The sequence below is a fragment of the Nostoc commune NIES-4072 genome (assembly GCF_003113895.1).
GTDB lineage: Bacteria > Cyanobacteriota > Cyanobacteriia > Cyanobacteriales > Nostocaceae > Nostoc > Nostoc commune.
In genome coordinates, this window is the sequence record NZ_BDUD01000001.1 from 3,918,607 (window position 1) to 3,932,518 (window position 13,912).

The 13,912-nt window shown below is 42.0% G+C and carries 8 protein-coding genes; 6 read left to right on the forward strand and 2 right to left on the reverse strand.

The window, feature by feature from the left end; translation table 11 throughout:
• Positions 1-115 precede the first annotated feature (115 nt).
• The 6 genes from CDC33_RS17440 to CDC33_RS17470 all read left to right on the forward strand — a co-directional run bounded on the left by CDC33_RS17440 (position 116) and on the right by CDC33_RS17470 (position 9,773).
• Positions 116-1,480, forward strand: coding sequence for an ABC transporter substrate-binding protein (locus CDC33_RS17440; RefSeq protein ID WP_109009545.1), 1,365 nt, complete (start codon positions 116-118; stop codon positions 1,478-1,480).
• Between the two features lie 343 nt (positions 1,481-1,823).
• The gene (locus CDC33_RS17450) at positions 1,824-2,735 is read left to right on the forward strand and encodes a carbohydrate ABC transporter permease (RefSeq protein WP_109009547.1); all 912 of its coding nucleotides are present in this window, start codon (positions 1,824-1,826) and stop codon (positions 2,733-2,735) included.
• A 3-nt stretch (positions 2,736-2,738) separates the two neighbouring features.
• Positions 2,739-3,623 carry a carbohydrate ABC transporter permease gene (locus CDC33_RS17455; protein ID WP_109009548.1) on the forward strand — a complete coding sequence of 295 codons (885 nt, stop codon included), beginning with the start codon at positions 2,739-2,741 and terminating at the stop codon, positions 3,621-3,623.
• Between the two features lie 145 nt (positions 3,624-3,768).
• Positions 3,769-4,860 carry an ABC transporter ATP-binding protein gene (locus CDC33_RS17460; protein WP_109009549.1) on the forward strand — a complete coding sequence of 364 codons (1,092 nt, stop codon included), beginning with the start codon at positions 3,769-3,771 and terminating at the stop codon, positions 4,858-4,860.
• 123 nt (positions 4,861-4,983) lie between these two features.
• Positions 4,984-5,286, forward strand: a complete 303-nt coding sequence (locus tag CDC33_RS17465) for a WD40 repeat domain-containing protein (RefSeq protein ID WP_181374050.1) — start codon at positions 4,984-4,986, stop codon at positions 5,284-5,286.
• A gap of 176 nt (positions 5,287-5,462) precedes the next feature.
• Positions 5,463-9,773 carry a two-partner secretion domain-containing protein gene (locus CDC33_RS17470; RefSeq protein WP_109009551.1) on the forward strand — a complete coding sequence of 1,437 codons (4,311 nt, stop codon included), beginning with the start codon at positions 5,463-5,465 and terminating at the stop codon, positions 9,771-9,773.
• Positions 9,774-9,792: 19 nt separating this feature from the next.
• Here the strand turns inward: CDC33_RS17470 and CDC33_RS17475 are convergent, their stop codons facing one another.
• Both CDC33_RS17475 and CDC33_RS17480 read right to left on the reverse strand, forming a co-directional pair.
• Complete coding sequence (locus CDC33_RS17475; RefSeq protein WP_244919257.1) at positions 9,793-12,471, reverse strand: CHAT domain-containing protein; 2,679 nt, start codon at positions 12,469-12,471, stop codon at positions 9,793-9,795.
• Between the two features lie 37 nt (positions 12,472-12,508).
• Positions 12,509-13,306, reverse strand: coding sequence for a DUF928 domain-containing protein (locus CDC33_RS17480; protein ID WP_109009553.1), 798 nt, complete (start codon positions 13,304-13,306; stop codon positions 12,509-12,511).
• Positions 13,307-13,912: the final 606 nt, after the last annotated feature.

Sequence of the window (13,912 nt, forward strand, 5' to 3'; positions counted from 1 at the left end):
TGCCTTCGCGTAGCAAGATCCCCAAAGGAGTACACTATAATATAAAACAATCTTTTTTCAGATAATTTATGCTTTTATTTCTGAATAATTACCATTAGCGATCGCTACATTTATAATGTTGCACCGAAAGCCAATAAACAAGTTACAAAAATTTATCCAAAAACAGAGTTATTTACATATAGGGATTTTCCTAGCAACTCTGTTAAGCATCATATTGTTCAGTTGGGTAGCACTCTCACAGCAACCAGTTACCCTAAATCTGTTAATGACTGCCCCTGATGCCGAACCTTGGAGACAGGGTTTGATTAAAGACTTCGAGGCTGAGAACCCAGGTATTCGCATTAACCTAGTTGAAGGGCCGAATGCCACAAATTTGCTCGAAGACCTCTATACTTCATCTTTTATCTTAGGTGAATCCCCTTATGACCTGATCAATATGGATGTGATCTGGACATCCAAGTTTGCTGCTGCTGGATGGTTGTTACCGCTAGACGATCGCATTTCTAAACAGGATCTGGGAGCATTTTCATCCCAAGATGTAGAAGGGGGACGTTACCAAGACAAGCTGTACCGCATTCCAGTACGTTCCGACGTGGGAATGCTCTACTACCGGGAAGACTTAATCAAACAAGCAGGATTGCAACCGCCAGAAACATTTGATGATTTGATCCGAATTTCTCAAGTGTTGCAGAAGAAAAACCAAGTGAAGTGGGGCTATGTTTGGCAGGGTCGGCAATATGAAGGACTTGTGGCGATGTTTGCAGAAGTTCTCGATGGCTTTGGTGGCTTCTGGGTTAATCCCGATACCCTCGAAGTTGGACTAGATCGACCAGAAACATTAAGAGCCATTGAGTTTCTGCGTAGTACCGTAAGGGTTGGCATTTCTCCTCCTGGAGTGACGACCTACCAGGAAGAAGATACCCGGCGCTTGTTTCAAAGTGGTCAAGTAGCGTTTTTACGCAGTTGGCCTTATGCGTGGCCTTTAGCCCAGGCAGAAAATTCGCCAATCCGAGGCAAAATAGCGATTAAACCGATGGTTCATGCTCCTGGGCAAACGGGAGCAGCTTGTCTTGGGGGCTGGGGTTTAGGGATTTCTAAAACCTCTAAACATCCCGAAGAGGCTTGGAAAGCAATTCAGTATTTTACCAGTAGAGAAGCACAGCGCCGATTTATTTTCAGCGCAGGCTATGTGCCAAGTCGCCGGGATTTGTTTACAGACCCAGAGATTGTTGCTAAATACCCGCACTATCCGCAATTATTGGAGGTCGTGGACAATGCAGTTTTACGTCCGCCGATCGCTCAATATGCTCAAACATCAGATATTTTGCAGCGTTATCTAAGCGCCGCGTTATCTGGTCGGATGAATTCGGAACGAGCAATGCAAGCTGCGGCGGCTGAAACGCGTCGATTGCTGGGGGCTGGGGGGCAGGGAGCAGGGGGCAGGGGGCAGGGGAGACAAGGGGACAAGGGGACAAGGTAAATTTTTATGCTTGTTTACGAGTATTAAAGACTCATTAATGGAGTTCAAAGGCTCATTAATCCACCTCAAAGGCTCATTAATGGAGTTCAAAGACTCATTAATCCACCTCAAAGGCTCATTAATGGAGTTCAAAGACTCATTAATCCACCTCAAAGGCTCATTAATCCACCTCAAAGGCTCATTAATGGAGTTCAAAGGCTCATTAATCCACCTCAAAGGCTCATTAATCCATCTCAAAGACTCATTAATGGAGTTCAAAGGCTCATTAACAGGGTTCAAAATCCCCAATGCCCAATTCTCAATGCCTTATGACAAATGACAAATGACAAATGACGAATGACAAATGACAAATTTAAATACACTCAGAAGTCGAGAACAACAGACAGCATGGATATTACTAACACCCGCATTGCTGCTGCTGTTGTTTGTATTTGCCTACCCAATTTTACGAGCATTTTGGTTAAGCGTATTTACTAGAAATTTGGGAACAGAGCTACAACCTGTATTCTCTGGTTTGGAAAATTATGTGCGGATGGCGGGGGATGGTCGTTTTTGGCAGAGTTTGTGGGCGACAACGGTATTCACAACAGCATCAGTAATCTCAGAACTACTGCTAGGACTGGGGGTTGCGCTAGTTCTGAACCAGGCGTTTTTTGGACGGGGCATAGTGCGTACGATCGCCATTATCCCTTGGGCTTTGCCTACTTCTCTGATTGGTCTGGCGTGGGCTTGGATTTTTAACGATCAGTTTGGGGTTGTGAACGATATTCTGCGGCGGTTGGGGCTGATTGGGACTGGGATTAACTGGTTAGGAGATCCGGTGCTGGCAATGATAGCAGTGGTTTTTGCAGATGTTTGGAAAACTACGCCCTTTATCAGCATTCTGTTGTTAGCTGGGTTGCAATCGATATCACAAGACCTCTATGAAGCTTACTCGGTTGATGGGGCAACTGCTTGGCAAAGCTTCCGCAATATTACCCTGCCACTGCTGCTGCCACAAATCTTAATTGCAGTGCTATTTCGGTTTGCTCAAGCTTTTGGGATTTTCGACTTGATTGCTGTGATGACTGGGGGTGGCCCTGGTGGCGCTACGGAAGTGGTGTCATTGTATATTTATTCTACGGTGATGCGCTACTTGGATTTTGGTTATGGAGCAGCCCTGGTAGTAGTGACATTTTTAATATTAATTGCTGCGGTGGCGATCGCTAGTTTCTTGCTTAACAGATACCGTGCCAAAACATCAGGAGCCATTTAACCCATGAGTGTAACTCCCCAAGCAGTTCCAACGACTCCAAAACCAAAAGGGGAAAGCAAGTTTTCTCTGAAAAAAATCTTGCTGCCCATAATAGTTGTATTAGTAGTGCTATTCAGCTTATCCCCAGCTTTATGGCAATTACTGACCTCGTTTAAAGTAAATGAGGATATTGCCGCCGTTCCTACTGTTTATTTTCCCACACGATTTACTTTCAATCACTACATTGAGTTATTCACTCGTCGCCCATTTTGGCGCTACATCTTCAACAGTGCCTTTGTATCGATTACTTCCACAGCTGTATCTTTAGCGATCGGCGCACCTGCGGCTTATGCACTGGCACGGTTACGCCCTTGGGGTGAACGAGCTATCCTCGCCAGCGTTCTAATTGTTACCTTATTTCCTGGAATTCTATTGTTCTTAGGACTGTTAGAAATTATCCAAGCGCTGAGATTGGGTAACAATTATCTGGCGCTGATTATACCCTACACTGCCATCAATTTGCCGCTAACAATTTTAGTACTGAGAAGCTTTTTTCAACAATTGCCAAAAGATTTGGAAGATTCTGCTAGGGTCGATGGCTACAACACCTTTCAGTTACTATGGCAAATTGTACTGCCGATGACCCTTCCCGCCTTGGTGACTACTGGAATCCTCACCTTTATTTTTGCTTGGAACGAGTTTATTTTCGCTCTCACATTTATGACCCGTGAAGAGTTGAAGACAATTCCCGTTGCTGCTGCTCAGTTGGGTGGTGCGACAATATATGAAATTCCTTATGGGCCGATCGCTGCTGCAACTGTTGTGGGAACGTTACCTCTGATTTTACTAGTTTTGTTTTTCCAGCGCCGGATTGTCCAAGGTCTTACTGCTGGTGCTGTCAAAGGATAAGGGGAAGCAGGGGAGCAGGGGAAGCAGGGGAGCAGGGGAAGCAGGGGAGCAGGGGAGCAGGGGAAGCAGGGGAGCAGGGGAGCAGAGGGGAGAATAATAATTTCTGACAAATGACAAATGACCAATGACAAATGACAAATGACAAATGGCTAAACTCGAACTCACAAACTTAAACAAAACCTATAATCCTAAAGTTGTCCCTGTTAAAGACATTAGTTTGACTGTAGATAACCATGAATTTCTCACTTTACTTGGCCCTTCTGGCTGTGGCAAATCTACCGTCCTACGCATGATTGCGGGTCTTGAAGAACCGACTCGTGGTCAAATTAAGATTGGGGAGGTGGATGTCACTTATAAGCGAGCAGCCGATCGCAACATTGCAATGGTATTTCAAAGCTATGCACTCTATCCCCACATGACGGTGTACGAAAACCTCGCTTCTGGACTCAAGCTGAAAAAAGTACCACCTACAGAAATTAAACAGCGAGTCGCAGAAGTGGCAGAAGTTTTAGGATTAGCAGAGTTAATGAACCGCAAGCCTGGCCAAATGTCTGGAGGTCAACGCCAGAGGGTTGCTGTCGGTCGTGCTTTGGTGCGTAATGCTGATGTGTACCTGCTAGATGAACCTTTAAGTAACCTGGATGCACTACTGCGCGAAAGAGTCCGAGCCGATATCAAGCAAATTTTTGCAGCACAAAAAGTGCCAGTTGTCTACGTTACCCACGACCAAACCGAAGCGATGACACTCTCTACAAAAGTTGCATTGCTCAACGATGGCTATGTTCAGCAACTTGATCCACCTGACCGCATCTATAACCATCCCGCTAATCTATTTGTGGCTGGATTTGTTGGTAGTCCACAAATGAATTTGCTGACTTTACCTTGTAGGGGACAATATGCGATCGCAGGTAACTTCCAAATACTTCTCCCCGATATCCCAACAGTACCACCGCAGATTGTTTTGGGAATCCGCCCAGAAGATGTTCGCATTGCTCAACCAGGTGATACCCAGACTATCCAAGGGAAAGTGTTTTTAGTGGAAAACTTGGGTATGCACTATTTGGTTAGTGTCAAGATTGAAGATTCACAAACCGGAGCGATTACGGTACGGGCTTTGTTGCCAACAGACCAAAATTGGAGTGGCGAAGATATTACACTAGCATTGCCCCCTGAGGATATTCACTGGTTTGATGTTCAATCTGGCCATGCTCTTGTTAAAAGACAAATGTTGTATTGAAGTCTGTCATTGACTAAATAACTAAATTTACATGGTTGCGATCGTCTTATAATTTTTAGTTGCATACTTATAAATTTTTTCACACACTAACTCCGAAACTAAAGTATTTTCAAAAAACTAAGTTTGATCTGCGACGCCGATAGCTTCAAACTCCGGGATTTGCATGGTAATCTACTCAGAACTCTGATAGGACATGAGGCTGGGGTTAAAACTATAGCTTTTAGCCCCGATGGCTACACTCTCGCGTCTGGTAGCGCAGACAATAAGGTTATCCTATGGGATATCAACCATTTAAATATGGATGAGCTTTTAGATAGCTTGATGGTAAGTGCTTGCAATTCGGCTAAAGATTATCTTCTTAATAGCCAACAGGTAGAAGAGAGCGATCGCCATCTGTGCGATAGTATTACTAAAGAAACCCAATGAAGTACGGCTAACAATTGGGGAATAAAACAATTTTTCATCCAGAGACTGCTTACTCAAACCTTAACAGCCCTAAACAGCATGGTTCAGCTATATCTTATTGTTAAGTAATAGACATCGATTAACTTGATACGTGCTTAACTAAACATTAGTGTTGGTAATACCTGTGGAGGCTTGTAATGTCTGCTAGTTGGCATTTAGGTTATTGGGGTAGAGTGCTGGGTATTGCGATGAGTGTCAGCGCTTTGTCTGGAAAATGTGCGATCGCTCAAATAACCCCGGATACCACTCTACCGATTAATTCCAACGTATCATCAGACGGTAACACCTTCAACATCACTGGTGGCACACAAGCAGGGACTAACTTATTCCACAGCTTTAAGGAATTCTCTGTCCCTGCTGGGAATACTGCTTTCTTCAACAACGGTACTGACATTCAGAACATTATTAGCAGAGTAACAGGTAGTTCAAGGTCTAACATTGAAGGGTTAATACAAGCTAATGGTATAGCTAACCTGTTTCTGATCAATCCCAACGGGATTATTTTTGGACGCAACGCTTCACTGGATATAGGTGGTTCTTTTGTAGCAACTACAGCTAATGCAATTAGGTTTGACAATCAAGGTTTTTTTAGTGCTTCTACTCCGAATAATCCTGAACTACTCGTAGTCAATCCTTCGGCTCTTTTATTCAATCAAATTGCTGCTGCGCCAATTCAAAACAACTCAGCTTTAAGTGTTAATAATAATCGTAGTTTGCTGGCAGTTGGAGGCGATGTCAACGTGGATGGTGGCTCATTCAATGCTTCTGGTGGACGAGTGGAGTTAGGAGGTTTAGCCGGAGAAGGGACAGTTGTTCTTAATACCAATAGCGACAATTTTAGGTTAAAATTTCCAGAGAATATAGCACGAGCAAATGTGTCGCTTACCAATGGCGCTGAAATTAATGTTGCTTCTAGTGGTGGCGGTAGTATTGCCATCAATGCCCAGAATATAGACGTTTTAGGAAATAGTAGCCTACGTGCGGGTATTAGCCCACTTGCAGGAGCCGATGACGCCCAAGCTGGAGATGTCACCCTCAGCGCCAAAGGAACACTGAGAATCGAAAATAGTTCTATCTACAACGCCGTTTTTGGTTCTGGAAATGGTGGTTCTTTACTTGTGGATACAGGTAAATTAATTATTCAAGATGGAGTACTAGCAACTGCTACTATTTCTAGTGGGAAAGCTGGGGATCTTGTTGTAAAAGCCTCTGACTCAATAGAACTAACTGGCAGTTCCTCATCAAACGGTACAATTGACATTGACTTAGATGTTCCTTTTAATTTTTTAGGCTTTTTTACTGTAAATATTCCTGTTTCTGTTCCTGTTCCTATTGGCTTGTTTTCCGCTTCCCTTGATGCCCAGAATCTTCCTAATGTTTCTCCTTTTATAACTCCTTTACTACCTATTGCAGGTGGAAATGCCGGAAACCTGACCATTGAAACTGGGCGATTACTTGTCTCTAATGGGGCAGGGGTATCAGTTGGTAGTAATACCACAGGAAGTACTGGAAATTTGACTGTGAAAGCAAATGACATAGAACTCAATAATAGCTGGATGTACAATGTCGTTTTTGGTTCCGGAAATGGTGGAGACTTGCTCGTGGATACAGGGAAGTTGATTGTTGAAGATGGAGTAATAGGGACTGCGACTTTTTCTGGTGGTGATGCTGGGGATTTGATTGTGAACGCTTCTGACTCAGTAGAATTAACTGGCAATCCCTCATCAAATGCCACGGTTGCTATTAATATTCCTGGAAATATCTCCGGCTCTTCTGATAATTTTCTTGTTCCTATTGGGTTATTTTCCGCTTCCCTTTATCCCAGTAATATTACCCAGGTTCCTAGTTTTTCTCTTGGAGATGGAAATGCTGGAAATTTAACTATTAATACTGGGCGCTTAACTGTCTCGAATGGGGCAGTTGTATCGGCAGCTACAGCAACCAGAGGAAAGGGAGGAGATTTAACCGTGAAGGCAGATTTGGTAGAACTCATTGGTACTTCAGCAAATGATTCTCCATTATCTCTGTTCAGTATCACCAAGAAGCTTCCTAGTGCATTGCGTAATGATACTGACGGTCGGGGATCTGGGGGCAACTTAACTATTGATACTAGACGCTTAATTGTCCGGGATGGTGCATGGGTGATAACTGGTACTGGTAACAAGAAACCAGGAGGGGAATTAGCTGTAACAGGAGGCGAATTGCTGATTAACGCCACTGATTCAGTAGAACTTAGTGGCACCTCATTAGATAATATTCCTAGCGTTTTGGCTTCTGGAACACAGGGGCCTGGAAATGCAAGCAAATTGGTTATTAATACTAAGAAGCTGATGGTCAGCAATGGAGGAATTATCTCGGCTGGTACTTCTAGCTCTGGACGGGGAGGCGACTTGCTCATTAACGCCACTGATTCAGTAGAACTTGTTGGCACTTCAAAACAAGGGTTATCCGCCTCTCAAATACAAGATTTTATTGGATTTGGTGGAACTTTCGTTTCTGACTTAGTAGAAAATCGTCCATTTCCGAGCGGTGTAATTTCTGGGACTGCAAGTACAGGAGATGCTGGAAACTTGACTATTGACACTGGACGGTTATTAATTCAGGGTGGAGCGCAAGCATCGGTTTCTACAATTAATGGCGGAAATGCGGGTGAGTTAAATGTTCGCGCCTCTTCTATAGAACTGAGTGGAACTTCGCTAGAAAGCCCTAAACCCAGCGACATTGAAGGTCGAAGCCTGTTGACAACTGCTGTCGGTGAAGGCTCAACTGGAAAGGGTGGCGATATAACAGTTAACACTAACTCTGTAACTATCACTGATGGTGCTGCACTAACAGCCAGTACATCTGGGCAGGGAGATGCAGGTGATATTGCTCTTAGCGCTAATACCTTAAGTGTTTTGAATAATGGGCAACTGCGTACATCTACCTTTGGTAGTGGACAAGCAGGTGACATCACACTAAATATTCCAGAAATACAGTTATCTGGTTCCACTAGTGGTGTTTTTGCTCAGACAAGCAGCACTGGCGCAGCTGGAAAACTGACGCTTCAACCTTTGAACGCACAAACCTTAAGGGTTAATTTCTCTGATCAAGCGCAGATATCAGCATCTACCTCTGGTAGTGGTAACGGAGGAAACCTCACACTTATTGCCCCTGAGTCAATTAGCCTCAATGGTAATGGTATCTTGGCGGCGACATCGGAAGGTGCTGCTAGTGGACGAGCCGGAGATGTGCTTCTTAACACTGAAAAACTCACCATCACCAATGGAATGCGCGTTTCAGCCGCTACTAATTCTACTAACCCCGCAGCTAATGGTGGTAATCTGACCGTAAAAGCTGCACAATTGGACTTGACAAACGGTAGCAGTTTAGAAGCTGGGACGACAGGAACTGCACCAGGCGGGAACTTGACAATCCAACCCAATGACAATGGGCAAACCTTAGCTGTAAATGTTACCGGAGGATCAACGGTATCGGCTGCTAGCTCTGGTAGTGGTGAGGGAGGAACCCTGAGTATCAATGCTCCTGAATCTATTAATATTACTGGTAAAGGCTCAGTGATTTCGGCTGAGACGACAGGACAAGGAGCAGGCGGTGACTTGACACTGACAACAGGAAACTTGGCAGTTCAAGATGGAGGGAAAATAACTGTAAGTAGTACAGGCTCAGGGCCTGCGGGTGATTTAAAACTTAACGCTAACTCGATATATCTCAACAACGCTGCCAAAATCACTGCTGACACTACAGGAGGCGGCGGAAATATCTTTGCGCGATCGCCTTTATTCTTACTACGCAATCAAAGTTCTATCACCACAAATGCCAAAGGTCTTGGTATTCCTGGCGGCAACATTGATCTTGATGCACCAAATGGCTTTATCGTTGCTGTTCCTGAAGAAAATAGTGATATTAGCGCCAATTCTGTTGACTTTCGTGGTGGAAAAGTTGAAATCAGCGCTCAAGGAATCTTTGGGATTGAGCGTCGGAATACACCAACACCAGAAAGCGACATCACTGCTACAGGGGCAAGTCCTCAATTCAACGGTTCAGTAGAACTTAATACACCTGGTATTGACCCCAATAGTGGCTTAGTTGAGCTACCCGCAATAGCTGTAGAAACTGAAGTAGCACAAGTCTGCGATCGCCCAGGTTATGCCCAAAGCAGCTTTACTATCACCGGAAGAGGCGGCTTACCTCCTAATCCCACTAAAGATGTTCTCCCGAATGGCACTGTAGAAGTCGGTTGGGTGGCGCTCAAACCTAGCAGTGATAGCAGCAATCCACCTGTTACTACTAATCCAGTTATTACCACACCAGAACGGATTGTAGAAGCAAATGGATGGGTGGTAAATGCAAAGGGAGAGGTGGTACTTACAGCTAATGTACCTGCCGAGAGTCGTAGTTCGTGGCACAAGGATGTAGCTTGCAGTGATTATCAAGCTCAGAAGTAAATAGGGTTAATTGTGTTTATCAAAGCCAATTTCCTACTAGAACATAAGGTGCCCAGAAATAAGGGCTTTTTTGTTTAGCAAATACACTTAATTGAGCACGCTGGAGTGCTTGGGCTTTGCTGATCCCAGTATTTAGGTTTCGATAAAACTCACTCATAAGTTTAGCAGTCCATTGGTCATCCACTGACCATAAACTTGCTAGTGTACTGCGTGCGCCTGCTCGTACAGCTATGCCAGCTAATCCTAAAGCAGCTCGCTGATCGCCAAGAGCAGTTTTGCAAGCACTCAAGACAAGTAACTCGATCTTACCAGACCTATTTCTATCGCTAACTCGTAATAAACTATCAAATTCCTTAACTTTCAGTAATTTATTCCAGGTGAGAAGAAAAGTTTTTTCGGGATCTGAACTAAACTCACCGTGAGTTGCTAAATGAATTATAGAAAATGGAGTTGCAAGCAATTGTTTTTGCAAGTTGCTATCGACAAATTGCTGATTTAACAGCTCTTCACTTCTAGGAACCTCAGTTTGAATTTCTTTGAGTTCCCGTGCTACATTTTTTAGTGCCGAAAATTTCTGACCTCCTATAGAACGCGCTTCTCCCACTCCGGCAGTTAAAGCATTTAACTGTACTTTTTGCAAGGGTTTAGGATTAAACAATTGTAAACCAGGAGTTAAAGCGATCGCATATTTCTCTATGAGATATTTATTTTGCTGCGGGTCGTAAAGAACCCCCATCGGAATATTTCTTAATTCTCCATCCAATACAAAAACTAAAGTAGTGATGCCACTTTTAACTAATTCAGTTTCGGCTGGTCTAATTAACCAGTCATATATTTTTTGGGACTGTTCTTTCACTTCATAAGTACCTGCGACATCTGTTAAAGATTTACGTAATGAAGTAACAGTACTCTCTACCTTTTCTTGAGGTATCTTAGTGGTATAGTGCTGTAATTGTTGATTAGGCAAGGTAAGGATAACATCGAAGCGATCGGGCAAAATAACTGAATAAATAACTGCTGCCTTTTTATCCTGCTCCACCACTTTGTCAATCTCTACAACTGGTTCTAAACAAGGTGAACGAAAAAAGTTATTCAGTTCTGCAACCTGAAGTGACTCAATGACTTTACGTGCCTGTTTAAGATTATATTGACTACTCTGTTGATTCCCTTGAGTATTCTCTGTTAACAACTGTAATTCAACTAACTCTCGATAGATAGGTTCTACACTTTCTCGGAAAGAAAACTGAACATCTAAATTAGTAGCAACTAAATCACCGCGAAGAGATTCTAAAGTTTTATAAGCTGTATCATAAGCCTTGAGTGCAGCATTGAGATTTCCTTGTTGCTTGAGTAAACGTCCTTGCTGCCATTGCCACTGATAGAGAATGTCTGATGCATCAATACTTTGAGCAATAAATAAAGCTTTTGTTGTTAGTTCTAGAGCATCACCTAACTGCTTATTCTTTTCATACAGACGACCCAAAGTTCCAAGAGCATAAGATTGAGCTTGCTGGTCTTTTAGGCTTTGGGCCTCCTGTATTGCGGTAGACAAGAGTTGGGCAATATTTAAATTTGATAAAATAGGTGCATCGGTTTTCTGTGTTAAATCCATTAAAATAGAGGCGAATTGAATCCGAGCGTATATTGAGTTTCGGCTAGGAACTAATTTATTAATTTCAGCCAAAATTTGCTCAGACAAGGATAAAGCTTGTTTAAACGTATTTGCGGCTTCTTTTTTAGAGAAAAATTCTAAAAGTAGGTTAAGTTGATTTAGCTGTGCTTGAATACGTGTAGTACCTAGTGTATTTCTAGCCGCTTGCTGATAAAAGTTTAAAGCAGCTTGAACTTCTTGTTGAGCAAGGTCTGTATTCCCTACCTCATGTTGAGTTTTTGCTTCGGCAAAAGCTGTATTACCTAAACTGAGGAAGCTATCACCTATAGCTATTGAAGAATTTAGAGCTGTTGCTAGAGTTAAACTTTGCTTTAAAACTTTTCGTGATTCATTAAAATCACCAATAACTCGTAGGACATTGCCAAGGCTATCTAGTCCAGCAACTTTGAGCGATGAATCTGGAAGAGTAGTAAGGTTTTGTTGAACTTCAGTTAAAGTTTTTTGTGCTTGGCGATAAAGCCCTAAAGCTTGCATAGCTTGAGCAGAGTTAATCCGATTACGAGTTAGTGTCGCCTTATCGCCTATTTGCTCATATATATCAGCAGCTTTTTGCCAAGTGGACAACGCAATTTCAGTTTGTCCTTGCGCTAATTGTAATTTTCCTTGTACATCTAAAGATTGCGCTATAATTGCAGCACGCTCTTTTGAGCTATCTAAATTTTTTAAGAGATTGAGACTTTGGCTAATTGCAAGTTCTGCTTGTGTCTGTTTGCCAAGCTGTTGATAAATCAAGGCAAGATTGCTTAAGACTATAGCTTGGTTGAGTTTGTCTCCTGTGTTATGGAAGCCAATAGCAGCTTGTTCCAAAACTTGAAGTGCTTCAGTAAATAAACCTGCCTCATACAAAGCTTTACCCTGTTCTACAAAGCTTTTATCTAAGACAGGTGAGTTTTGAATCTTAGTTTGTGGAATATTTAGGCTGATGTGAGAAAAAGTTGCTAAAGTAGGTGAACTAAAAATGCACAGTATGGCTGTTCCTACTAGCAGCAAGAAAAATTTCAAGAATCTTAAATAGGATTGTAGCATACGCAATAATACTGGCAATTTAGCCATATTTATTATACTAATTTGATTGAGTGATGGCTTTTTCGTCACTCTCAAGTTCTACAATCGGTGCTGTTGCAAATTCTGCCAAACCAACATCTTTTAACAAAAGCGTCCAATCCTCTGTAAAAAGGTTTGAGTTTGGATCAGAACGACGCAGAGTAGCTAAGTTAGTTAAAGCATCTTGCCAAATTTGGTTAAGAGCATAAGTAGTATACTTTCTTGATTGCGTCCTTTTCAATTGACTTTCAAGATCAGAATTTAACGGCACACGCTGTATCCATGCTTTCACATAAAAATAGTCTGGTATTTGCTGGGAATTGCCGCAGAAAACTTTAAAATACCACTGATACTTTTGGTTTATTTTTAAACCAGATTGTGAATTATGTGGTAACTTAATACCAACAATACTAGCCCTTTGTGGTAATGATAAAGATGTCTTGTAGATGTTTTTGTCATTTTCATCTTGAAGTAGAAATTCTCCAAGAACCGCATTTTTTGGTAGTTCCGGTACAAAAACCCAAAAAGTTGGATATTCAGAAATTGTGAATGTCAAAAAAGATTTTGATTCATCTGCAATTTCTTCACCAGGAACTAAAGCAGTAATTGGCGTGTTCAACGGAGTACAACCATCACGGCTTGTACCTCCTTTACGACGTCCAGTAGGTGCGCCGTTATCTGGAAATTTTGGACGTTTAGATTGGCTAGATGTATTAGCAAGGGATTGGTTAAATAATTGATCTACCTGTGCCAAAACTCTTATGGGGTAACTTACCAATCCAAAAAGTACTAATGTCATAATGCAAGTAAGTTTCATCAACAATATACTCCTTTGACAAAAGTAATATAAACGTCAGGAATAGAAAATAAACAGCTATGAAAGCAGGACAAACACACATAATTTTGGATACCCTTAATATGTAGGGATATTGATTTAAACTAGCCGAAACCATGAAATGCCCATAAAGGGGTTTTATTCTTGAGATGCGTTTACCGTGATTATGAAAGACATTGCAGTAATTTACTAATCTTAACTACACTAGAAAGATATAAGATTGCGGAAAGTAAGTTTATCTAAATTAGTGTTGACAAAATAAATGATTTGTGGTTAAATGAATAAAAAAAGTTTATCGTTTGGTTGGTTTCCCAATGATTAAAGCGATACTTAAGCACTTGACTAGCAAAAAGATACATTTATCACACTTAGATAAACGCCTTACAATAAATAATTAAGCCTAAAATAATATCAATAATGCTTACTTATTGATATTATTTTCAGCTTTCTTGATACTGAGGTGTTCATCTTGATCAGAGGTAGTACAATGTCTAAGTTAGTTTTGAGGGTTTGTAGTAAGCACAAAGTGTAGGTTTAACATCAGGACTAAAGTCCTTACGAGGAACTTGCTTATCCATCAATTTAAAC

What these genes read in the sequence shown, in the direction of transcription:
- CDC33_RS17450 (WP_109009547.1), top strand. Translation starts at nt 1,824, where the DNA reads ATGACAAATTTAAATACACTCAGAAGTCGAGAACAACAGACAGCATGG.
- CDC33_RS17455 (WP_109009548.1), top strand. Translation starts at nt 2,739, where the DNA reads ATGAGTGTAACTCCCCAAGCAGTTCCAACGACTCCAAAACCAAAAGGG.
- CDC33_RS17470 (WP_109009551.1), top strand. Translation starts at nt 5,463, where the DNA reads ATGTCTGCTAGTTGGCATTTAGGTTATTGGGGTAGAGTGCTGGGTATT.
- CDC33_RS17460 (WP_109009549.1), top strand. Translation starts at nt 3,769, where the DNA reads ATGGCTAAACTCGAACTCACAAACTTAAACAAAACCTATAATCCTAAA.
- CDC33_RS17480 (WP_109009553.1), bottom strand. Translation starts at nt 13,306, where the DNA reads ATGAAACTTACTTGCATTATGACATTAGTACTTTTTGGATTGGTAAGT.
- CDC33_RS17475 (WP_244919257.1), bottom strand. Translation starts at nt 12,471, where the DNA reads ATGCTACAATCCTATTTAAGATTCTTGAAATTTTTCTTGCTGCTAGTA.
- CDC33_RS17440 (WP_109009545.1), top strand. Translation starts at nt 116, where the DNA reads ATGTTGCACCGAAAGCCAATAAACAAGTTACAAAAATTTATCCAAAAA.